Annotated in this window: 20 protein-coding genes; 10 read left to right on the top strand and 10 right to left on the bottom strand. The window is 41.2% G+C overall.

Features of this window, described 5'->3' with window-relative positions:
- Window positions 1–119 precede the first annotated feature (119 nt).
- Window positions 120–314 carry a photosystem II reaction center phosphoprotein PsbH gene (gene psbH, locus SYN7502_RS00965; protein ID WP_015167026.1) on the bottom strand — a complete coding sequence of 65 codons (195 nt, stop codon included), beginning with the start codon at window positions 312–314 and terminating at the stop codon, window positions 120–122.
- Between the two features lie 269 nt (window positions 315–583).
- Between psbH and psbN the strand changes: the two genes are divergently transcribed.
- Window positions 584–724, top strand: coding sequence for a photosystem II reaction center protein PsbN (psbN, locus tag SYN7502_RS00960; protein ID WP_015167025.1), 141 nt, complete (start codon window positions 584–586; stop codon window positions 722–724).
- Between the two features lie 25 nt (window positions 725–749).
- On the opposite strand, the gene SYN7502_RS00955 is transcribed toward psbN, so the two are convergent.
- The 3 genes from SYN7502_RS00955 to SYN7502_RS00945 all read right to left on the bottom strand — a co-directional run bounded on the left by SYN7502_RS00955 (window position 750) and on the right by SYN7502_RS00945 (window position 2998).
- Window positions 750–1304 carry a DJ-1 family glyoxalase III gene (locus SYN7502_RS00955; RefSeq protein ID WP_015167024.1) on the bottom strand — a complete coding sequence of 185 codons (555 nt, stop codon included), beginning with the start codon at window positions 1302–1304 and terminating at the stop codon, window positions 750–752.
- 29 nt (window positions 1305–1333) lie between these two features.
- On the bottom strand, window positions 1334–2116 hold the full coding sequence (locus SYN7502_RS00950) for a Tic22 family protein (RefSeq protein WP_015167023.1): 783 nt from the start codon (window positions 2114–2116) through the stop codon (window positions 1334–1336).
- A 93-nt stretch (window positions 2117–2209) separates the two neighbouring features.
- Entirely contained in the window at window positions 2210–2998 is a 789-nt protein-coding gene (locus tag SYN7502_RS00945) for a Tic22 family protein (RefSeq protein ID WP_015167022.1), read from the bottom strand.
- A 189-nt stretch (window positions 2999–3187) separates the two neighbouring features.
- Here SYN7502_RS00945 and SYN7502_RS00940 point away from each other — a divergent pair, with 189 nt between their 5' ends.
- The 4 genes from SYN7502_RS00940 to SYN7502_RS00925 all read left to right on the top strand — a co-directional run bounded on the left by SYN7502_RS00940 (window position 3188) and on the right by SYN7502_RS00925 (window position 7603).
- Window positions 3188–4627 carry a GTP-binding protein gene (locus SYN7502_RS00940; protein WP_015167021.1) on the top strand — a complete coding sequence of 480 codons (1440 nt, stop codon included), beginning with the start codon at window positions 3188–3190 and terminating at the stop codon, window positions 4625–4627.
- Window positions 4628–4721: 94 nt separating this feature from the next.
- The gene (locus tag SYN7502_RS00935) at window positions 4722–5366 is read left to right on the top strand and encodes an LON peptidase substrate-binding domain-containing protein (protein ID WP_015167020.1); all 645 of its coding nucleotides are present in this window, start codon (window positions 4722–4724) and stop codon (window positions 5364–5366) included.
- An 86-nt stretch (window positions 5367–5452) separates the two neighbouring features.
- Window positions 5453–6445, top strand: a complete 993-nt coding sequence (locus SYN7502_RS00930) for a phosphate ABC transporter substrate-binding protein (RefSeq protein ID WP_015167019.1) — start codon at window positions 5453–5455, stop codon at window positions 6443–6445.
- A 39-nt stretch (window positions 6446–6484) separates the two neighbouring features.
- The gene (locus SYN7502_RS00925; protein ID WP_015167018.1) at window positions 6485–7603 is read left to right on the top strand and encodes an AI-2E family transporter; all 1119 of its coding nucleotides are present in this window, start codon (window positions 6485–6487) and stop codon (window positions 7601–7603) included.
- Here SYN7502_RS00925 and SYN7502_RS00920 read toward each other — a convergent pair.
- From SYN7502_RS00920 to SYN7502_RS00905, 4 genes are all read right to left on the bottom strand, one after another.
- On the bottom strand, window positions 7600–9576 hold the full coding sequence (locus SYN7502_RS00920; RefSeq protein WP_015167017.1) for a tetratricopeptide repeat protein: 1977 nt from the start codon (window positions 9574–9576) through the stop codon (window positions 7600–7602). The two genes, SYN7502_RS00925 and SYN7502_RS00920, sit on opposite strands and share 4 nt — an antisense overlap.
- A 174-nt stretch (window positions 9577–9750) precedes the next feature.
- Entirely contained in the window at window positions 9751–10227 is a 477-nt protein-coding gene (locus tag SYN7502_RS00915; RefSeq protein ID WP_015167016.1) for a DUF4079 domain-containing protein, read from the bottom strand.
- Window positions 10228–10290: 63 nt separating this feature from the next.
- On the bottom strand, window positions 10291–10845 hold the full coding sequence (locus tag SYN7502_RS00910; RefSeq protein ID WP_015167015.1) for a late competence development ComFB family protein: 555 nt from the start codon (window positions 10843–10845) through the stop codon (window positions 10291–10293).
- A 9-nt stretch (window positions 10846–10854) separates the two neighbouring features.
- Window positions 10855–13068, bottom strand: coding sequence for a glycoside hydrolase family 57 protein (locus SYN7502_RS00905; protein ID WP_015167014.1), 2214 nt, complete (start codon window positions 13066–13068; stop codon window positions 10855–10857).
- A gap of 6 nt (window positions 13069–13074) precedes the next feature.
- Between SYN7502_RS00905 and SYN7502_RS00900 the strand changes: the two genes are divergently transcribed.
- Window positions 13075–13695 carry a DUF192 domain-containing protein gene (locus SYN7502_RS00900; RefSeq protein ID WP_015167013.1) on the top strand — a complete coding sequence of 207 codons (621 nt, stop codon included), beginning with the start codon at window positions 13075–13077 and terminating at the stop codon, window positions 13693–13695.
- Between the two features lie 128 nt (window positions 13696–13823).
- Here the strand turns inward: SYN7502_RS00900 and SYN7502_RS00895 are convergent, their stop codons facing one another.
- Window positions 13824–15917, bottom strand: a complete 2094-nt coding sequence (locus SYN7502_RS00895) for an endonuclease MutS2 (RefSeq protein WP_015167012.1) — start codon at window positions 15915–15917, stop codon at window positions 13824–13826.
- 242 nt (window positions 15918–16159) lie between these two features.
- On the opposite strand from SYN7502_RS00895, the gene SYN7502_RS00890 reads away from it, so the two are divergent.
- The 4 genes from SYN7502_RS00890 to SYN7502_RS00875 all read left to right on the top strand — a co-directional run bounded on the left by SYN7502_RS00890 (window position 16160) and on the right by SYN7502_RS00875 (window position 20092).
- Window positions 16160–16525, top strand: a complete 366-nt coding sequence (locus tag SYN7502_RS00890) for a ComEA family DNA-binding protein (RefSeq protein ID WP_015167011.1) — start codon at window positions 16160–16162, stop codon at window positions 16523–16525.
- 13 nt (window positions 16526–16538) lie between these two features.
- A complete protein-coding gene (locus tag SYN7502_RS00885; RefSeq protein WP_015167010.1) occupies window positions 16539–17486 on the top strand; it encodes an FTR1 family iron permease in 948 nt (315 codons plus the stop codon).
- Between the two features lie 18 nt (window positions 17487–17504).
- Window positions 17505–18656 carry an imelysin family protein gene (locus SYN7502_RS00880; protein ID WP_015167009.1) on the top strand — a complete coding sequence of 384 codons (1152 nt, stop codon included), beginning with the start codon at window positions 17505–17507 and terminating at the stop codon, window positions 18654–18656.
- A gap of 74 nt (window positions 18657–18730) precedes the next feature.
- Window positions 18731–20092 carry a di-heme oxidoreductase family protein gene (locus SYN7502_RS00875; protein ID WP_015167008.1) on the top strand — a complete coding sequence of 454 codons (1362 nt, stop codon included), beginning with the start codon at window positions 18731–18733 and terminating at the stop codon, window positions 20090–20092.
- 37 nt (window positions 20093–20129) lie between these two features.
- Here the strand turns inward: SYN7502_RS00875 and ispG are convergent, their stop codons facing one another.
- Window positions 20130–21368 (bottom strand): (E)-4-hydroxy-3-methylbut-2-enyl-diphosphate synthase, encoded by a 1239-nt coding sequence (ispG, locus tag SYN7502_RS00870; protein ID WP_015167007.1) that lies wholly within the window; start codon window positions 21366–21368, stop codon window positions 20130–20132.
- Between the last annotated feature and the right edge of the window lie 164 nt (window positions 21369–21532).

Below are 21532 nucleotides of genomic sequence, written 5' to 3'. Positions count from 1 at the left end.
ATAGCTATCTTATTGTTTAAGGCTACTAGATCACTCGTAAGAATACTGATAAAAATAGAAAACTACAAAAAAAGATGAACAGCACACTTACCACCACTCATCTTTAATTATTTATTTTTCTAACCACCCCAGTTCAAATTAACTCCTTCTAAGATCAAGGAAGAGTTATACAACTGTAGGATAATCAGTAAAAACACAAGAAATAACGACATTGCTACTGCCATTAGTGGTGTAGTTCCCCATCCTCTTGCAACCTTACCATACTCAGCATTCAGTGGTCTGAGTATATCTCCGAGCTTAGTACGTTGTGCCATAGTTAAAAATTATCTAAAGATTTTGTTTTTAATTACTTAGTATAATCTCATCAAAGGTTGACAAAAATCAATATTTAATAGATGTGCCTAAATGAATAAAATAGCTAAATGAAGAAAGTTGACTTAGGCATTTAAGCTCAAGTGAAGTAAAAACAATAGAGCACTGCTATTAGATCACTGCTAGCATAAATAGACTTAATTCAATATATGATACTAAAATATAGAAATCTCAATATAAATTAATATTAAAGGCATATTAAAAACTAACTATGGAAAACTCGCAAAATGCTCTTTCAATTGGTTTAGCAGTTGCAGCCAGCCTAATCTGTTTAACCCTAGTGTCGATTTATACGGCGTTCGGTCCTCCTAGTAAGGAATTGGGCGATCCCTACGAAGATCACGAAGATTAAACTGATTAAATTTTTAACTAGATTTTTAAGCAGTTTTTTTAATAAATACTATTTTTCCAGCAACTTCCTCGGCGATCGCTTTTCCTTGCAATAACTCTAATAACTGCAAAGCAAACTCTGTGGCAGTTCCAGCCCCTCTACTAGTGATGATGTTACCGTCTACTACAACCAAATCGTTTAGGTACTCGCCAACGACTAATTGATCTTTAACCGCAGGATAGGATGTCGCCCTTTTCTCCGTTAATAATCCAGATGCCGATAAAACTAGGGGAGCCGCACAAATTGCTGCCGTTAGTTTGCCCAAACCTGCGTGTTTTTGCAGCATGGGAATAATTCTGGGATCGGCTTGCAGTCTAAAAGTTCCCGCACCACCAGCTAGGACAATGAGATCGAACTCTTGATTGATAACATGCTCTAATAGCGAGTCTGCCATAATCGTAATTCCGTGACCACCATCTACAATCACCGATTCCAAACCCGCAGTGACAACCTGCACATCTCCCCGCCGTAGGATATCAATTATAGTTACAGCCTCAATTTCTTCAAACCCTTGCATTAAGGGCAAAAGTGCTTGCTTCATTAAGTTTGTTTGATTAATGGTGATTTACTTTACTTTTTAGAAGGGGGTTGATTTTTTACCACGTACTCAAGGGCTGCACGAGCAGGAATAAAGGTAAATTTTTCAGTCTCTGGTTTAGGCTTTTTATCTTTGGTAGTTACCATTGAATCTAGTACCTGAAATAAAGATGTAACCTGAATTTTACTAGTATTAGCAACATCAGGCTGCTGCTTTTTAGCATTATCAATTAAGGTTTGTAAGTCTTTTTGGTCAAAGAAGAAAGGTACTATTTGCTTACCGTTTTGGGCGATCGTTAGCAGTCCTTGATCTTTATTTTTCCCGCCTGTGGCAAAGAAAACAGGTACATTAGGTAACTTATCAGTAGGCTTTCCTTCAGAAACTAAGATCGTGCGAGCAGAGTCCATACTGGCTTTAGCTGGCACAATTTGAAAGGCAATCTGTTTGTTAGTTTGATTCTTTTTAATCACTTTATAGGCATCATTCATTGAGCCGATGACAATTCGAGCTTTACTGCCTGCGGTTGGATTTGATTGCTTGAATTGACTCAAGGTGGATTGAGCGTCAGTGGGATTAAGGAAAAATAATAATACTTGGGGGGATTTAGGCTTACCCGGTTGATTGGATGTACCTAAGAGTGGAGCCCCTTTATCATCAGTAATAGTAAATACTGGGATAGCATTTAAACGTTCAAGGACTTGAGTTTCTGTTAAGGCTTGGGCGGGAGCTATATTTGCTGTGATAAGTAATGGAGAAGTGATCGCTAAACTAAATATCGATGGAATTATTGATGAAATTAATGGTGACTTAGACACAAATTTTTTCCTAGAGGAGGGATGAGATGATACGCATTTCAAGAAGCTAATTGGGAACTCTTGGGTTGTGGTGCAAGAAATTCTAAAGGGTGCCTACTTTTTAGTAGCAGGTGCAGGAGTGGTAGCGGGTTGATTTTTAACCACATACTCGAAGGCATTACGGGAAGGCACAAAGGTAAATCTCTCTGTATCAGGGTTAGGCTTGTTATCTTTAGTTGCTACCATAGAATCAAGCACTTGAAATAAAGAAGTAACCTGAATTTTCGTGGCATTAGCAACATCAGGCTGTTGTTGTTTTGCTCGATCAATTAGGCTTTGTAGGTCTTTTTGATCAAAGAAGAAGGGGACTAATTGTTTACCGTTCTGCTCTAGGGTTAGGAGTCCTTGCTCTTTATCTTTCCCGCCGATCGCAAAGAAAACAGGTACATTTGGCAACTTATCCGCAGGTTTACCTTGGGAAGTAAGAATTGTCCGAGCAGACTCTATGCTGGCTTTGGCTGGCACAATTTGAAAAGCAATATCTTTCTTATCCTGATTCTTTTTAATGACTTCGTAGGCATCATTCATCGAACGGATCACGATTCTAGCTTTGCTGCCGACGGCTGGGTTGGTCTTTTGAATTTGAGTTAAGGTTGCTTGAGCATCATCGGGATTAAGGAAGAATAGTAAGACTTGGGGTGGTTTTTCACTTCCCTTTTGAGGAGCAGAACCAAGTAATGGCGCACCTTTATCGTCAGTGATAGTAAATACAGGAATGCCATTTAGACGTTCAAGAACTTGAGCTTCGGTTAAGGCATGGGCGGGGGCAATAATGGGGATAATTAAAGGCGTAGCGATCGCAATGGTAGATAGAGCAAGAGTATTAATGAAGGGCTTAAACACAGGTTTTTCTCCTAGATGTGACAGTAGATTGAGAGGGCAATACTAATTTTTTGCGGGTGCTAGTCTGTGAATATACACTAAATTTAAGATGATCTTTTAATTGGATTTGCTAGTTTTTAAGGATAGCTGCTAGTACCTAGATAATAGACAATTGAGTGATATAACTGGTTCCATTCATGTAGAAATTTTATGCCTACCAATTCTAACTCTTCTAACTATAATGATTTCGACCAAATTCGTACAGAGTTAAACTACCGTCAGGCTCAGCGTACCCTGCGAGATTTAGTAGGAAAATTAGACCTAACCCCCAGAGAGAGACAAGGGCTAGAGCCAGAGATTGCCGAACTACAACAAATGTTAGAAAAGTTGGAACAGATGGTAATTCAAATTGCCGTATTTGGGATGGTGGGGCGTGGTAAGTCTTCAGTTCTCAATGCTCTATTAGGGGAAAATGTGTTTGCGACAGGGGCAGTGCATGGGGTAACGCGATCGCAACAAAGTGCCAACTGGCAAATATCTCGGGAAAAAATTGCGGGATTTAAGAATCAGGAAATTTTACGGGTATCGCTCAAAAGTCTGGGGTCGGCAAGAATTGAATTAATAGATACCCCAGGCATTGATGAAGTAGATGGGGAAGCAAGGGAACAGTTAGCAAAGTCAGTGGCACAACAGGCAGATTTAATTTTGTTTGTCATTGCTGGTGATATGACTAAGGTAGAGTATGAGGCTTTATCGCAGTTGAGATTGGCAAGTAAGCCGATTTTATTGGTATTTAATAAAACCGATCAGTACCCCACTGCCGATCGCCAAGCCATTTACACCAAAATTCGAGATGAACGGGTGAAACAGCTACTTTCCCCAGAGGAAATTGTGATGACCGCAGCTTCTCCCCTAGTGCCAAAGGCAATTATGCAGGATGATGGCTCTGTGCAAGCCGAACTCGTAGCGGGAAAACCCCAGATTGAAGATTTGCAGGTCAAGATTCTAGAAGTCTTGGATCGAGAGGGTAAGTCTTTAGTGGCTCTAAATTCTATGATTTTTGCTGATAATGTCCATGAGCAGGTGATTCAGCGTAAAATGTCCATCCGAGATCGACGGGCAAATAAAATTATTTGGAATGCCGTAATTACCCAGGCTGTGGCGATCGCTGTTAGTCCAGTTACAGTTATTGATCTAGTTAGTACAGCCATAATTGATGTGTCCATGATTTTGGCATTATCTAAGCTCTATGGCATTTCGATGAATCAACAGGGAGCGATCGCCTTGATGCAGAAAATTGCCATGGGTATGGGTGGGATTACTGCCAGTGAATTATTAACTACCCTAGGCTTAGGATCACTCAAAGCTTTATTTGGGGTTTCTAGTGTTGCTACGGGTGGTTTAACGGCGGGGCTATATATTTCTGTGGGCATTATGCAGGCAAGTGTGGCGGGAGTTTCTAGCTATGCGATCGGCTTAGTTACGAAAGAATATTTAGCGAATGGAGCCACATGGGGCGAGCAAGGACCTAAAGCTGTAGTTAGTAGAATCTTGTCTAGTCTTGATGAAGCGTCAATTTTAGCTCGAGTTAAAGATGAGCTTTCCCAAAAACTTGATCTCTCCCGCATGGGTAAAGCGGTAATCAAATAATTATCAGAGGTGTTAGTCTATATACATCATGTCAAGTTTCATTAAGCTTATTTAACTTCTATTTCCTGTATATTCACCTAAGGCTTCAACCGCAATGACTTCAACCTCTTCCATTTCAGTCCGAGAATTGCCTTTGTTTCCCTTACCAGAAGTGGTATTGTTCCCAGGGCAGTCATTGCCGCTACATATATTTGAATTTCGGTATCGCATGATGATTAATACAGTCCTAGAGAGCGATCGCATCTTTGGCGTAGTTATGTGGAACCCTGAAACTAATCAACCTAGCAATGTGGGGTGTTGCGCCCAAATTTTACAGTATCATCGCCTCCCAGACGATCGATTTAAGATTCTGACCATTGGACAACAGCGATTTAGAGTTTTAGAGTATGTTCGGGAAAAACCATTTCGCGTTGGGTTAGTTGAATGGATTGAGGATCAGCCCAGTGATGAAAGTCCATTTCTCTTAGCAACAGAAGTACGAGAACTACTAGATGATGTAGTGCGGCTATCGCAAAAACTAACGGAGCAGGAAATAGAATTACCCCAGATTCCCCGCAGCCCCATTGAATTGTCCTACTGGATTGCCAGCAATTTTCATGGTGCCAGTATGGAGCAACAGGCTTTACTGGAAACCCAAGATACTACGGCGAGGCTAAGGCGAGAGGCAGAAATTTTAGCATCCACCCGTAGTCAATTGGCAGCCCGCACAGTTTTAAAGGATACTTTTAATGAAACTTAGGTTACTGTCCTATTAACCTACTAAAATATGCAGTAGTTCTCTAGGCTAACAACTTTAAGTTAATAACCTTAAAATTAATACTATCTATGGCAAGAAGTGGAAACGAAGGCTTAGTACTGGGGCTAACTGTTCTGATCACCGCAGGCTTGGCAGGTGGAGGTTATTGGTTCTTTACCAGAAATAATCCCAATGGTTTGCAGCAGGTAATTACACCGAATCCAGCTAGCACCGTCAATCCAGTTCCTCCAGTTTCTAAAGACCCGACTCCCGCTCCCCCAAATTCAACCACAGCAGCACTGGATACATCTTTACCGAATCCACAGGTTTTAAATATGGACGGGAGTGTGACTATGGTGGCTTTGATCAAACGCTTACAATTGGCTTATGCTCAGGTTAACCTAAATATTCCTTCCACCTTTGGAGTTCCCGATGGTCGACCTAATGGTACAAATGCGGGGCTAAAAAACCTGATGCAAGGCATTGTTAACATCGCTGCTTGTTCTCGTCCCCTAAAAGCTGAAGAAATTCAATCTGGGTTGCTGGGGGTACCAGTGGCACGGGATGCCTTGGCAGTAGTCGTGGGTATAGATAACCCCTACAAAGGTGGATTGACCTTAAATCAATTGCGCGGAATATTTCAAGGCACTATCACCAACTGGGAACAGGTGGGAGGAGCTAAGCAACCCATTAAAGTTATTAACAGGGCTACAGAAAGTGGCACTCGAACATTCTTTAAAGATGCGGTATTGCTTGGTGGTGATTTTGCTCCAGATAGTAAAGATTTTACAACTTTGCCCCATGATGAAACCACGCCAATGTTACGGGCTTTAGGCAAAAATGGGATCGGCTATAGCACCGTGCAGCAGGCTGTAAATCAAGAGATAGTAAGAATTGTCCCGATTGATGGCGTTGCTCCAACGGATGTTAATGCGGTCAAAACTGGGGTTTATCCAATTAGTCGAGTGGTTTTATTAGTGGCTAAAAAGCAGACCAGTCCAGTTGTAAAAGAATTTATTGATTTGGCTTTATCTCAGGTTGGACAGGAAATTGTACGACAGGTTGGGTTTATCCCTTTGTAAGTTTTACTAGTAGTACTCACGTTTTTAAGTGATTAATTCATGGTTAGTAAGGAAGAAGTCTGGAAATATCTTCAACGTGGGGCGATCGCTTTACTTGGAATTTATCTGGTATGGCGATTAAAACAAACAATTCAGTTATTACTAGTAAGTTTATTTTTTGCCTCAGCAATTACTCCGCTCCTAGAGCAAATGGAGAAATATAAGATTAGAAGAGGCTTAGGAGTCGTAGTTATTTACTCTGCCTTACTATTAATTATTTTATTAACTATTGCCCCTGCGCCACAGTTGATTGTTGAATTAGGGCAGTTTTTAACTCAAGTTCCCAATTTAGTTTCACAAATTAATGTAACGAATATTCCTTTCCTGAATGTCAATGCCCAACAAATTCAAGAGTTTTTGCGATCAAGTACAGTACTTGATCAAATCCAAAATCTAGGCAGAGAAATTGCCAATCAAACCGTTGGCTTTACCTTTGGCTTAATTAATACGTTGGGAATTATTTTACTGACCATGTTAATTACGGGTTATATGGTAATTAATTCCAAGGAGTTAACCCGCAGAGTACTAAGACCTTTTTCAGAAAAAGTTAGAAGTGAAGTATATGTACTCATGCCTCCTATTAATCGCTGCTTAGGAGCATACGTTCTAGGGAGAATTGGCACATCTGCACTTTTAGGGTTCTGCACTTACTTAGCTTTAATATTTGTGGGCGTGGAATTTGCGGGAGGATTAAGTTTATTAGTTGCAGTTGCTAATTTAATTCCATTTGTGGGACCAATTTTAGGGCTAATTCCTATGGTAATTGCCGCATGGAGTTTAGGACTTGTTAAAGTTGGTTTAGTGATTGGTATTTCCTTTCTATTGCAGCAAATTGAAGCTTGGATCTTACAACCTTGGCTAGTGGGTCCATACCTAAATCTTGATCCCTTTGAGTTATTGCTGTCAATTATTGTGGGTGCGGAATTATTAGGTGTGGTTGGGGCTTTGATTGCACCACCATTGGCAGGAGTCGGTCGGATTATTTTTGATCATTTTGAGCGTAAAAGAAAAATAGAAACTGAGGATAACTCCTATGGTTTTCCACAATTTGATACTCAGAGATTTGATAAGGAGCAACTTGATGGTCAAAAGTATGATGACCAGAGATTTGATGATTAGCGACTTGGAGTAAGGCTGGCTTTGCGTAAATTATATAGAGCTTTAACCTCGGCAGAGCGATCGCCTAGTTGTCGAGCAATTTCTAAGCATTTATGGAAACAGGCAACAGCAGTGGCAGAATTTTTGAGAGCTTGATAGCTGAGACCTAAACCAGAAAATATTGATACTTGTAGGCGTTTATAGGACAGTTGATCGGCGATCACCTTAGCATTTTGGTAGTGTTCGATCGCAGTTTGGTATAAGCCCAGAGCATAGTAGGCAAAACCTAAGCTGACGAGACAACCTGCTTCTTTTTCAGAACTACTGATCGCACGGGCAATTTCCAGATATTTTTGTTGATAGACGATTGCAGTTTGATATTCGCCTAAGTTGTAGTAGGCATTGCCAAGATTACCAATGGTGGAGAACTCGACTTCACTGGCTTCCTCTTCATTTGCCAACTGTAAAAACTCCAGATAATAGGCGATCGCCGTACGATATTGACGTAAACTATAATAGGCGTTACCTAAGTTACTTAGAGCTTGTAATTGCAAGTAATGTTCTGATCCCTCTTGAGCTAAAGATTGTGCCTGTTGGAAGTATTTGATTGCACTTTGATACTGGGCAACTGCTTGATATACAAGTCCTAGAGCATTTAAGGCTTTAATTTTTAGAAGTGTACTATTAGCGATCGCTAAGCTGGTTTCTAAATAAGTTACCGCATCATTGAATTTTTCTAAATATAAAGCTGCCATCCCCGCATTGAATAAAATCTGCCAGTGACTGGGTTGATCGCTAACTTTTTGGGCTCCATCCTGCCATTTCAAAGGTAGCAATTGATTATATAGGTCTAGGAGTAAAGTGAGATCAGAGGTTTTTTTTATGTGAGCCAAATTAATGCCATTAACTATAGCGGCTGCCAAGTCCCAGTTTTGCGCTTTACAGGAGTCATAAAAAGCCGTGAGAATTGGCTCTAAATCATCGGTGTTAGTTAACCCAGAGTTTAAGATATTTGCCGTATTTTTTGGACTTACATTACTTAAATCAGTTTTTTGGGCATTAGATTCTGGGAGGTCAGATTTTTGCAGTTCTTGCGTCGGTGCATTCAAATTTTCCGTAACCTCATTAACCTCTTCCTGCTTATCTGTAACTATGCCCAGTAAATCTTGGAGTTGGGAAATGGTGGCGGGGCTAATTGTTGTAGCGAGAACTGGCTCGGAAGCAATTTCTAAATCTATTGCCAAATCCACTTCTAATAACTGATTTCCTTCTTCGGCAGTTGGAACTTCTGGCTCTTCTTTTATCTCCTCTGATATTTCTTTTGATATTGTCTCTATGTGGTCATTTGGACTCTTATTAATCTCATCAATAGTGACCTCATGTATTTCATCTACAACAGGAAGAACAGATGGTTCAGCGATCGCTGCGGGAATTTGATCAGCTTGATTGTCAAAGCTAGATTCAGGTTCCGATGTTTCTTCAATTCCTAAATCAGTTAAATTTTCAGATATATTTACGGGTGAATTTTCTGATAACTCTGGTGATTGCTCTAAATCAATAAAATCCTTAGCAGGTTCTAGAGGAATTGAAACATTAATAAATTTTTTCTGGGCGATCGGTGGTTGCGTGTCAAAAGCCCTAAATAAACTTGAAGCCAACTTAGGAATACCATCATTTTGGGGAAGTGGCTCTGCCAGGCTATCTATAGAACTTGAAATTGTGGTTGCAACTTCAGGTTTTATTGGCTTTGGTTCCTTAGGTTTAATCAGGTCGGGACTAACTTTTGCGACTTTTTGCCACTCCAGCCCTAATCTTTCGCATATTGCTACAAAGACTTCATAGTCAACAGACTTACCATTAAAAAAGTCACTGGTTTTACGGGGTGAAATTTCTAATTCTTCCGCTAAAGCTTTTTGACTAGAGAAATCATAGCGGCTCAGAGCTTGCTTAACTCTTTTAAGCCAACCATTAGTAACTTTGAGCGATCGCAACATATTATTAGCGAATTTTGATTAACTTAAAAGCAAAAACTACCCACAGTCTAACTGTTGGGTTTGTGATGAGTAGTCTACCATAAGGACTTTAGATCGCAAATTATCAGCTTGAAGAAATAACAGAATCCTTTGTTTTACTACTCAAGATGTTCTCAAAAATAAGCAAATAGCTAACTAAATTGCCAAGCCTAACTTAAGTCCAAGGGCAGCATGGAAAAACAATAAAGCTAGCGTTGCACTTCCTAAATAAGCATGTGCATTACGCAGCAATGGTTTATTTCCTCCAAATCCAGATAGGGAAATTGCAGCATTGGTAAATAGTAAAATTAGTACAGCCGAACCAGTCAAGAAATGAGGACTTTCCAGTAAAGGCTTACCCTGCATTACTAAAGACAGTAGCCCGCCAGTATAGCCCGCCGCTAAAAAAGCTGTCATTAAAGGTGCTAATTTGCGATGATCATCTCGACTTTTGAGGGCAACATTCGTATCTGTCACCAAGCGACCCCGCCAACCCGCTAAGCCGACAAAGCTTCCCATCATGAATATAACAATGGACATAAAAAATGGATGCCCCCAATGCACCACTGGCTCTGGCACACCTAAGTTTTTGAATACTTGGGCGATCGGTTCTAAAATTTCCGTTAGGTTCATAGTCTTGACTCTATTTTTTTTCCTAAATTTTTCTAGCGCTGCTTTCTATGATTTTTTATTTTTCTAGGGGTGAGATTTGTCCTCAAACTCTGGAGCATAGGCTTGCAACAGATTATTAAGTTGAGAAAGTACACCCTCTTGAGGTTTAGGTTCAATACCTGCCCGTTCGGGGAAAAACTTAGGACGATCTAAACTGCGATCGATCGCTTCTTTGACCTGCTGGGTAATCAAGGTTTGTAATTCTGCTAGAGCCCGCTTTCTTTGATAGGCAGCACCCTCTTCCGTAGTGGCGTAGAGCGGCGGTAAACGATTCAGGGCATAGGCAGCAATATCGCCTAAATCAAGCACGGTATTCGTGGCAGATTCAATTTCTGCTACCCTTGCCACAGACTCAGCTAGTACTAATTCCTCCATGACATTAATAAACTGCTTACGAGGCACCGCCACAACCTCCCCTGTGAGCAGACTACCCATGAGTCGATCTAATGCCATGTATTCTTCTACGGAAAGCTCAAAGGCACTGTCACAGATGCGACCCACCTCTGCTTCCATGGCTGGGGTAAGATAGCCGTCTTGGAGAGCTTGTTCAACAATTGCTTCTATGCTTGACTTTTGCACGGATTTTCCTTAAGGCACATCAATAGGAATAGTAGTATATTCTGGCAGAGATACTTGAAATAAGCCATCTATAGTTAACAAGATTACTAACCTTGCTGAATTACCGGGACTAGTCATTAAATCAGACCAAGGTAAAGATAGCTCAAAACACTCATCTAACCCCATTTTGGCATGGGTTGGGATTTCTTGCCATCGGTAGCCCTGAATTGCCTGCTCTAAAGTTATGACATGGGTGGACATATCAACTCGCAGATGGTGATGGAATAAATAATTTAATGGAGGAACATCTGGTAAGCCAGCGATCGCTATGGGGCTATTGTAATTCGACTGTTCGGGATAAAACCAACAAAGGTGCAGAATCGGTAAAATCTCAAGCTGATGAAACAGGGCAAAATCTAGGCGGAGGTAAAAGTTGAAATGATCTAATCCGTACCACAATCTTTGGAAAATTCCGCTTTGGTGCATTGTTCCCCGCAGGGCATTAACCTCAATTCTTCCCGCCCCCTGCCAATCTTGCCAGTCAACTCTGCCATTAATTATGGGATGAATAAAATTCTCTGGTCGCTGATTTGTGGGAATATCGTGAGGTTCTAGGGGATAGAGCAAACTTGTGGGAGTTGGTTCGTTTAATGCTCGGTATAGTGCCTGTAAATGCTCCCGAAATAGCTGATCAAAGACGTGATCGAGGCTAGAGCTATGTCCCGCCCCCAACCACCAAAACCAATCAGAACCCTCGGCAGCAAAAAGATGTTCCCATGCTTCGGGATTATTTTCTTGGGTAGCTTCGGGATGATTTGCCAAAACCTGTCGAGCTTCTGCCAACAAATCCCATGCCCGATTTTTAACTGGGTCGCCAATCCAAGTAGTGAAATTAGAGTCAATCCAAGAGCCACTATGCAATTGGTGTGGCGGGATTTTATCAACGGGTGGGAACTGCTCAATAAATTCTGAAACTGTAACTAAACGGATCGATTCCTCTTGCGATAACTGACTATAAAGGGTTTCTAAAAATGCCTTGCCATCTTCGGGGTAATATTCCCAGCAATTTTCACCGTCAAGGGCGATCGTTACTAGCCACGGGCGATCGCGATCTGGGTTATTTTGCCATTTAGTATGAATTGCTTTGAGGTGTTCACATAAATCCCTTGTCGCCGCCTCTGGAGTCATAGAACTATAACTAAAGCCAATTAAATCTGAAAGGCGGTGATCACGAAATACGATCGCTAAGTCACCATGAATAGTTTCTAAACGATAGGGTTGATATAAAACTTGGGGATCGCTAACATGACCATGCTCATTACGATGGAAATATTTACCCAAACTCCACCCTAGTACACCTTCATCGGAACAGAGCCACTGAAATCCCTGTTTAGATACATAGGGCAGAATAGCGGGACTAACCGACTGCTCTGAGGGCCATAACCCACGAGGCTCGGCATCAAAATAATGGTTATAAATCTGTTTGGCTTTATCTAAGTGCAAAGTAATATCCGATTCCCAGCGAAACCTAATCCCCGGTAACATCATGTCTGGAACTGCGACCCTGCCAGCTTTGGTATCGGCAATTAAGGGCAAAATCGGGTGAGTATAGGGGCTAGTAATGATTTCTAGTTGTCCTGACTGCTGCATTTTGCGGTGCTGAGGCAGAATTTGGGCAAGGATATCCTTTTGCTTAGAGTAGATCAGTTGGCGATCACTAAGAGTAAAATTTTTGCCTTTTTGGAACCAAGCTTGAATTTTGGGGTCTCGTTCTCGAAATAGCGGATCAATCCATGTCAAGTTATACCAAGCTAGAAGGTCGCTGTAGTCATTTTCCTGCCAGTGTTCAAGGCACCAGATCACTCCCAGTCGAGTTTTTTGGTCTAATAGCTGGGCATAGCGGGGATAGGGTTCGACCATGTGACGATGATAGGCATCAAAAAATCTCTCAATGATGAACAGTTTTTGGAATCTATCCATTCTGCCCACTGGGGTGAGGGATAGCTCTAGATAGGGATCAAATGCACTACCATTAATGTAATCCTGCAACTGAGTAATCAGTGACGGCACAAGATTTACGGTTTGATGTAATTTGGGAAACTTTTCTAAAATTAATACCAAATCAAGGTAATCTTTCACACCATGCAGTCGCACCCACGGCAAAAGATACTTCCCAGCGATGGGACTTTTATAGAGGGGTTGATGCTGATGCCAGACAAAAGCAACATACAGAGGGAAAGACATAATTTTATGACTGGCTTAACTTTTAAGAATTGTGACATATTCTACAGGCGAGTGTGTATCTATTTAGGCTCTACAGCCCTAGGTTTAAGTACTTTTTTAACCTTTGGCTGTATGCAAATTTCTGCCCATAGCTCTTTTATTCTCTCTCTAACTTCATCAAACGTAATATCTGATACTCTAGCCAACCCGAATAATCTAAAGATAAATTCTCCAATTGCCCAGAAAATTAGCCAGACAGATAAAGCTCAATATCTCCCAATCGCTGCCAAAGCTAAAATGGCAGGGCGCATAATTAATTTAGAAGTGACTCGAACCACTGCCGAACAATCCAAGGGCTTAATGTTTAGACCAACTCTACCCGATGATCGAGGGATGTTGTTTAACTTTAATCCACCCCAGGCGATCGGTTTTTGGATGAAAGATGTGCCAGTGCCATTGGATATGGTGTTTTTGTATCAAGGTAAAGTGGTGGCGATCTCTGCTAATGCTCAGCCTTGCAAAAGCCTACCCTGTAAGGTTTATCCCGCTAATGCCGTAGTTACAGATCAAGTAATTGAAATTAGAGCAGGACTGGCAAAGGAAATTGGGCTAAAACTAGGAGATGTGGTGACGGTAGAAGGGAATTAAATCTGGGGAAGTAGAAATAAATGTGTGCAGAACCTGAAGAAGTCGATGCTAGTGATCAACCCTTAGAAATCGATCACTCGCCCCTGAAGAGTTAGCCCCAGGTTTGATTAACTTATTAGGTGAACTGTTTAGGCTTTTACTGCTTCTATGTCTTCAATTTTTACTGTCATCTTCATTCCCCCTACCCTTACGCCAATTTCGTTGGAGTTATTGGTTCCCGTTGATAATACCTGACCGATTTTATTGAGTTTAATGATTTTGACCTGATCTCCCAATTTAGGAATATATTTAATTGGTTCTAAATTGGCTTGGGGCTGTTTTTGCTGGGAAGGTAGGTGCATTTTGCTAATCTGTGTCATCCTATTGTCAGCATGTTGGGCGGATTGGGGTGATTGATCCCCTGCTTGCAGTTTACGAATAACTCGGGCTATTTCTTTTTTAGCTTGATTAATGGCAGCAGTAACTTCTATTTCCTGTTTTGCTCTAAGTTCTTGGTATTGCGATCGCAGCAGTTGGGATTTATCGCTTATTTCTTTATGCAGTTTTTCCATTTCAGCTAATAGGATCGTGGCAGCTTGGGTTTTCTCAGTTTGTTGTCGGCGTTGGGTTTCTAGTTCAGCAATTACCAGATTAATTTCACTAGAACCATAACCCACATGATTTTGAGCAGAACTAATTATATCCTCAGGCAATCCTAGTCGGCGGGCGATCGCTAGGGCATTGGAACGTCCGGGAATCCCCCACAGCAGTTTGTAGGTTGGAGCCAGTTGTACATCATCAAATTCGACCGAAGCATTTTCAAATTGCGGATTTTGGTATTTTAAGGTTTTTAATTCGCCAAAGTGGGTGGTAGCAATAGTTAAGTTGGCATGGTTGGCTAAATGTTCTAATAAAGCCGTAGCGATCGCACTGCCTTCACTGGGATCGGTACCTGCACCCACTTCATCGAGAAGCACCAAACTAGCGGGAGTAATTAATTCTAAAATCCTGCCAATACGGCGAATATGCCCCGAAAACGTTGAAAGATTTTGCTGTAGGGATTGCTCATCGCCAATATCTGCCAAGATCAAATCAAACCACGGAATTTCCACGGGTTCAGGGGCAGGAATAAACATACCAGCTTTTGCCATGATTGCAGCTAATCCAAAAGTTTTAAGGGTTGCAGTTTTGCCGCCAGTATTGGGACCAGTAATTACAACTACTTTAATCTCTGGAGAAATTAATATATCGACTGGAACAACGGTTCTGCCACTTTCCTGCTGTTCTTGCCACACTAAAAGCGGGTGACGTAAATTTCGCAACGTGATTAATTGGGGATTTTGAGATAGGGATTGAGGCTGTGATTTAGATAAATTTGGAGGGTTAGCCTTGAGCCAATAGGCATATCTAGCACGGGCGATTGCCAGATCAATTTCCGTTAAAATTGCTAAAAGTCGAGATAAGTCTTCCGCTACGGCTGTTACTTTTGCGCTGAGTTGGGTGAGGATAATTTCAATTTCCCGTTGTTCCCTCGCCACTAATTGGCGTAAATCATTATTCCCAGCAACTACAGAACTGGGTTCAATTAATAAAGTTAAACCGCTTCCCGATGCGTCATGAACTATACCTTGAATTTGATCTTTATGGGATGCTTTGACTGACAATACATAGCGATCGCCCCGTTGGGTAATGATATTTTCTTGGAGTGCATTATTTTTGCGTTGAATAATCCCCTGTAAGGTGTTAATAATCTTTTCCCTAACTTGATGGGAAGTTCTGCGAATATTACCTAATTTTTCCGATGCCCGTTCTAAAACTGTGCCACCTTCTTCAATGCAGTGATAAATTTCTTTTTCTAAATCAGGGTAGGTACGCACATCACTAACCAATGCCTGTAAAGCTGGGCAATTTTCAGCATTATCTAAACTGCGTCTGAGGTTTCTAGCTCCCGCAAGGGTGGTGGCGATCGCAAATAATTCTAAGGGCGATAAAACTCCTTGAACTTCTGCCCGTGCCAATGCCCCAGATATATCTTGCACCCCTTCTAGGGATAGTCCCCCTGATAGTTTAGTTTCAAGGTAATAAGCCTCTTTAGTCTGGGTTAATAGCTCTTGGCTGCGGTCATAGGATTGGGGAATTACTAAGTGGGAAGCAGCGATCGCCCCTAGTTTGGTAGCTGCAAAGGTAGATAAATGCCGACATAAACGTGACCACTCCAATAGTTCTAAAGTCTCTGACTGCATTTAGTTACTTTTTACCTGAAATTGATGGTTAGTTTGGATAGATTTTTAAGCTCATGGGGCTGAACCCAGATACTTTTGCCTTTATGTTAACAGGTAGATATTAGTCAATATTCTAAATTTAGGGATTACTAACTTTTTTAGTTACTGAATATTATTATTAATAAGCATTGACAAAAAATTTATTTTCTGCGAATCTAATTGAGAATTATTATTACTAAATTTAACTAGATTTATAGATTGCAATGCTCCAGTCTTTTTTCCGTCCTATTTTAAAGCATCAGTTAAAACGTCAATTTATCCTGATTGCTTCAATTTTAGTCATGACCACAGCCTGTACTGAATCTCCTAACCCACCTACAACTAATTCTGCTACATCTGGTACAGCAACTGAAACTACTAATCCAACTAGTAAAAGTACAAAAATAAATGTCAATAAAGCTCCGATCGCTGAACTGGATAAATTAGAACTACCTGGGACTAAACCATCGCTGTCGGAACGAATTCAAGGGGCAAGACCTTACAAAACCATTGATGATCTGGTGAGCAAAAAGGCAATTTCTGCCGAGGAATTGGGGCTAATCAAAAATTTAATTACTACGGAAGATTAATAGGAATAAGGCTATGGATTTTAGTGCAGCGTTACCCACTTTTTTAATTGTGCTGAGGGAGGGGACAGAAGCCACCTTAGTTGTAGGCATTGTACTGGCGTATCTGAGTAAAGCTAATCAGTCATTTTTGAATAGATGGGCATATCTGGGAGCCATAGCAGGACTATTTATCAGTAGTGTAATGGGAGTAATTGCCCAAAAATTAATTGGTGGGTTTAGCGGTACGGTCTATTACCTATGTAAAGGGGTATTTTCCTTGGCGGCAATCGTCATGTTAAGTTGGATGCTTCTGTGGATGACGCAACAGGCTAAAACCCTTAGACATCAAGTACAGTTGCAATGTGAACAAGCTCTAGGCTCCGATGCGGCTCAACAAGCTGGGTGGGGAATATTTACCCTGATTTGTGTGGCGGTGTTAAGGGAAGGGGCAGAAACAGTTTTATTTATTGCTGGTACCTTTAATCCCGATCAAGCCCAAACAGGTATAGCCCAGTATGCTCCTGCCTTAGGCTGTGTATTTGGAATTTTAGTAGCGATCGCCGTTGGACTAGCAATGTTTAAGTTTGGCGTAAAGCTAAATATCCGCGTCTTTTTTCAAGTTTTAGGGATTATTCTGATTTTGATTGTGTCAGGTTTAGTAATAACATCCTTGGCAGCTTTTGACTTGGCGAATACCGTAGATAAAGTCTTTAATACAGCCACTCAAAGTTATGAGTTCCTTGATCCACCCCAAAAAATCGTGAGCTGGTTTAGCCTAGGTCGTCAGGTTACAGATACTTCAGCATTCTTACCTGCGGACAAATTTCCCGGCATCATCTTTGCCACTCTATTTGGTTATTCAGATAAGCTCTATTCTCTGCAAATTGTGGGATATTGCGTGTTCCTCAGTACGATGGGAACTCTATATTTTCGTTCTCTGGCGGGCAAGCATCTGTTCCCTTTTTTGAAAACCCAGAGATAAAAAATATAAATTTTAACTATGAATTTTAACAAAGCCATAATTAAGGCGATTGGTTTAGGAGTAGTTGTTTGTGCCTTAGCGATCGCCTGTACTTCTCCATCAACCATATCCAATAATTCTAATACTGGTATTGAGAGTAATAGGGTATCTATAGATCAATACATAGACCAAAAGTCAGAGCTAAAATTTAAACAAGTTGCTGTTGACTTTGCAGATCAAGTAGTCATACCCACCTATACAAAATTCACAGCTAAAACTACAGACCTCAAAATTGCTGTAGATAAACTAGCCAAATCCCCTACGGCTGATAACCTAAAGCTTGCCCAATCGGCGTGGATGTCTGCTCGTGTGTATTGGGAACAAGGAGAATCTTTTACGATCGGTCCTGCTAAGTCATTTGGTTTAGATGCGGCGATTGATACATGGCCCCTCGATCAAGGTGATATGCAAAAAGTTCTGAATAGCTCTACACAGCTAACCCCAGCAACGGTTCACAAATTGCAGGAGAGTCAAAAAGGCTATCATGCCATTGAGTTTATGCTATTTGGTGCCAATGGTAAAAAGGCGATCTCAAATTTTACACCAAGGGAGTTGCAATACTTACAGGCATTAGCCACGGTACTAGATCAGGATGGGCAATTACTCCTAACCGCATGGACAAAAGGAGTTGATGATAAATCCCCCTATCGAGATTCCTTTGCTACCGCAGGAGATAATCCTGTTTATCCATCCTTAACCGATGCCGTACAGGAAATGATCGAGGGCATTATTGATAGTACAAAAGAAGTGGCAGAGAATAAAATTGGTGAACCCTTTGCCAAAAAAGATACTTCTCTAATTGAATCTCAGTATGCGATCGCTAATCCTCTCAATGATTTTAGGAATAATATTCTCTGTGTCCAGAATGTCTATTTTGGTAATACGGAAACGCATATTCTGGGTAAATCTGGATTAAGTGCCTATGTTGCTTCAGTTAATCCTCAGCTAGATGCCCGTGTGGATCGGGAAATTCAGGCTGCGTTAGAAGCGATCGCCAAGATTCCTGCACCATTTTATCAAGCCATTGCCGATCCGAAGGCTGCTCCTAAAATTAAACAGGCGATCGATGCGGTTGCAACCTTAAACCAAACTTTTGAAAAGGAAGTCAAGCCATTAATTGTCAATTCATAAAGTCTGAAATCATGTCATTTTCTCTTTTTAAAATAAGCAAGAAAAAAAGCAAGCAAAAAAGTAAGAATGGAAAAATGTCTTCCTATATCTTAGGAGTAGTAATCTTATTTGTGGTTGCAGCGATCGCCGCCATTACTATTCAAACTTGGATAACGGAACCAGTTAATCTTGATCCTTTTTCGGGAGGGCAGACATCCATTCTTAATCGGACTTCCAGAGCCTTTGATAATCCTGCCGCCAATCTCACCCCCGCAGAACTGGATCGCCATAGTGAAGCTAATACTACTTTTAATGATGTATTTGTCAGTGCGCCATCCTCTGTAAACCCCGGACTAGGTCCCCTATTTAACAACACTTCCTGTAATGGTTGTCATCTGCGGAATGGTAGAGGTATGCCCATAATTGGTTCTAGTACTGCCCTTAAATCTCAACTTTTAGTCAGAGTAAGCTTACCCCAAGAAAAAACAGAAGTTACAGGTGGGGCGTTACCAGTACCGAATATAGGTACACAAATCCGTGACCATGCTATTTTTGGCTATACACCTAATGCTGATGTCACTTTAAATTGGCAAGAAACCATTGGGAAATATGCTGATGGTACTAGCTATAAATTGCGATCGCCCGTAACTACAATCACACTCCCGGACGGTAAACCTTTGCCCTCGGAAGTATTAACATCCCTACGATTACCGCCCCCAATCATTGGCTTGGGTTTGCTAGAGGCATTGGAAGACAAAACCATTCTGGCTTTAGCCGATCCCAACGATAAAAATGGTGATGACATTTCTGGGAAGCCCAATATGGTTTGGGATGTTTCCAAAAAAACTACAGTCTTAGGTAAATTTGGACTAAAAGCTAACCAGCCCAACCTGCGTCAACAGACAGCAGCAGCGTATTTTAATGACATGGGGGTAACTAATCCCCTATTTCCCGATTCCAAGAGCAGAAATGATATTGATGAAGCCAAGTTAGTCTCTGCCACCTTTTATACACAAAGTCTGACGGTGCCAGCCCGTGCTGTGAATATAATCAAAGATAAACAAGTCCAGAAGGGCGATCGCCTGTTTAATCAAAGTGGGTGTGCTAGTTGTCATATTCCCACCCTAAAAACTGGTAACCACGAATTAGCAGCAATTTCTGATCAAACTATCCATCCTTACACCGACTTGCTTTTACATGATCTGGGCGCAGGTTTAGCCGATCATCGACCCGATTTTTTGGCAACTGGAACCGAATGGCGGACTTCTCCCCTGTGGGCGATCGGTCTTACCCAGACGGTATTACCCGGTACAGGATTCCTGCATGATGGACGCGCCCGTACCTTAGAAGAAGCAGTTTTATGGCACGGTGGTGAAGCGGAAAAATCAAAGCAAGCTTTTATAAATATGAGTAAAGGCGATCGCCAAGCTTTAATTCAATTTCTCCGCTCTCTATAAAATTTCAAAAATTAATCACACATGCTCCAATCCATAACTAAGGATCAACCCAGCGATCGTCAGATTTAATTAATGCGATTAATTCAGATACTCCATCTACCTCTGGGACTTTTTTAATTTCTTCTTTGCCACGGTACAGAGAAATCATGCCTGGAGTTTTACCCACATAGCCATAGTCCGCATCTGCCATTTCCCCTGGACCATTCACAATACACCCCATAACAGCAATATCTAATCCCGTGAGGTGTTTAGTAGCTTCTCGAACCTTATGTAAAACTTCTTCCAGATTAAACAGAGTACGACCACAGGATGGACAAGCGACATACTCTACCATCGTCTTTCGTAGCCCTAAAGCCTGAAGAATGCTATAGCACACAGGAATTTCTTTCTCTGGAGCTTCCGTTAAGGAGACCCGAATCGTATCACCAATACCTTGGGATAACAAAGTGGCAATACCTGCCGTGGACTTAATTCTGCCATATTCGCCATCCCCTGCTTCAGTTACACCCAAATGTAAAGGATAGTCCATACCTAATTCGTCCATGCGTTTAACCATGAGCTTATAGGCTGCAACCATTACTGGTACACGGGAAGCCTTAAGGGAAATGACAAGATTACGAAAATCTAAACTTTCACAGATGCGAATAAATTCGATCGCCGACTCGACCATCCCTTGAGGTGTATCCCCATAGGTAAATAGCATTCTTTCCGCCAAAGAGCCATGATTTACCCCTATTCTCATTGCTTTACCCTGATCTCGTAAGGAAATCACCAAAGGACTCAAAGTTTCAGCAATTTTATCCCCAATTTCCTGAAATTCAGATGCTGTATATTCAGTTCGATTAGGCTTAGGTTTCTCAAACACATATAAACCTGGATTGATCCGAACCTTATCAACGTGTTTAGCTACCTCTAGGGCAATTTTCATCCCGTTATGGTGAACATCAGCAACTATGGGGACATTCTGGTAGGTACGAATTAACCCTGCTCGGATTTCAGCTAAAGCATGGGCATGAGCTAAGCTAGGCACAGTAACTCGCACAATTTCACAACCAATTTCATGCAACCGTCGAATCCCTGCAATCGAGCCACTAATATCTAGGGTATCTTCATTGATCATTGATTGCACTACCACTGGGTTATTCCCACCAATAGTAACGCTGCCTACTTTTACAGGGCGAGTTTTACGGCGAGTGATTGCTCCTGAATATTGATCATTGATCTCTGTACTATTCTTCAAATCTATCTGAGGGGTATTTATAGATAAAGTCTGCATTATTTTAACTTCTATATTTGCCTTGGCATTAGCTCTAGTTTAACTAAAATCGAGTGCCAGAAGCTATATAAACTTTAGAGTGAGTCAAATTAATAATCAGATACATATTGATAAAAAAAAAAGGAAGGCATGAAGTCCCTCCCCTAAAAATATATTCAATTCAG

This window comes from Synechococcus sp. PCC 7502, from assembly GCF_000317085.1.
Classification (GTDB): Bacteria; Cyanobacteriota; Cyanobacteriia; order Pseudanabaenales; family Pseudanabaenaceae; genus PCC-7502.
Note: the sequence above shows the minus strand (reverse complement) of the source record. Positions and strands in the feature narration are given on the sequence as shown.

Bases quoted from the DNA above. Each gene is read 5' to 3' on its own strand.
- psbH (WP_015167026.1), bottom strand. From the start codon at position 314: ATGGCACAACGTACTAAGCTCGGAGATATACTCAGACCACTGAATGCT.
- psbN (WP_015167025.1), top strand. From the start codon at position 584: ATGGAAAACTCGCAAAATGCTCTTTCAATTGGTTTAGCAGTTGCAGCC.
- SYN7502_RS00955 (WP_015167024.1), bottom strand. From the start codon at position 1,304: ATGAAGCAAGCACTTTTGCCCTTAATGCAAGGGTTTGAAGAAATTGAG.
- SYN7502_RS00940 (WP_015167021.1), top strand. From the start codon at position 3,188: ATGCCTACCAATTCTAACTCTTCTAACTATAATGATTTCGACCAAATT.
- SYN7502_RS00935 (WP_015167020.1), top strand. From the start codon at position 4,722: ATGACTTCAACCTCTTCCATTTCAGTCCGAGAATTGCCTTTGTTTCCC.
- SYN7502_RS00930 (WP_015167019.1), top strand. From the start codon at position 5,453: ATGGCAAGAAGTGGAAACGAAGGCTTAGTACTGGGGCTAACTGTTCTG.
- SYN7502_RS00925 (WP_015167018.1), top strand. From the start codon at position 6,485: ATGGTTAGTAAGGAAGAAGTCTGGAAATATCTTCAACGTGGGGCGATC.
- SYN7502_RS00920 (WP_015167017.1), bottom strand. From the start codon at position 9,576: ATGTTGCGATCGCTCAAAGTTACTAATGGTTGGCTTAAAAGAGTTAAG.
- SYN7502_RS00915 (WP_015167016.1), bottom strand. From the start codon at position 10,227: ATGAACCTAACGGAAATTTTAGAACCGATCGCCCAAGTATTCAAAAAC.
- SYN7502_RS00905 (WP_015167014.1), bottom strand. From the start codon at position 13,068: ATGTCTTTCCCTCTGTATGTTGCTTTTGTCTGGCATCAGCATCAACCC.
- SYN7502_RS00900 (WP_015167013.1), top strand. From the start codon at position 13,075: ATGACTGGCTTAACTTTTAAGAATTGTGACATATTCTACAGGCGAGTG.
- SYN7502_RS00895 (WP_015167012.1), bottom strand. From the start codon at position 15,917: ATGCAGTCAGAGACTTTAGAACTATTGGAGTGGTCACGTTTATGTCGG.
- SYN7502_RS00890 (WP_015167011.1), top strand. From the start codon at position 16,160: ATGCTCCAGTCTTTTTTCCGTCCTATTTTAAAGCATCAGTTAAAACGT.
- SYN7502_RS00885 (WP_015167010.1), top strand. From the start codon at position 16,539: ATGGATTTTAGTGCAGCGTTACCCACTTTTTTAATTGTGCTGAGGGAG.
- SYN7502_RS00880 (WP_015167009.1), top strand. From the start codon at position 17,505: ATGAATTTTAACAAAGCCATAATTAAGGCGATTGGTTTAGGAGTAGTT.
- SYN7502_RS00875 (WP_015167008.1), top strand. From the start codon at position 18,731: ATGTCTTCCTATATCTTAGGAGTAGTAATCTTATTTGTGGTTGCAGCG.
- ispG (WP_015167007.1), bottom strand. From the start codon at position 21,368: ATGCAGACTTTATCTATAAATACCCCTCAGATAGATTTGAAGAATAGT.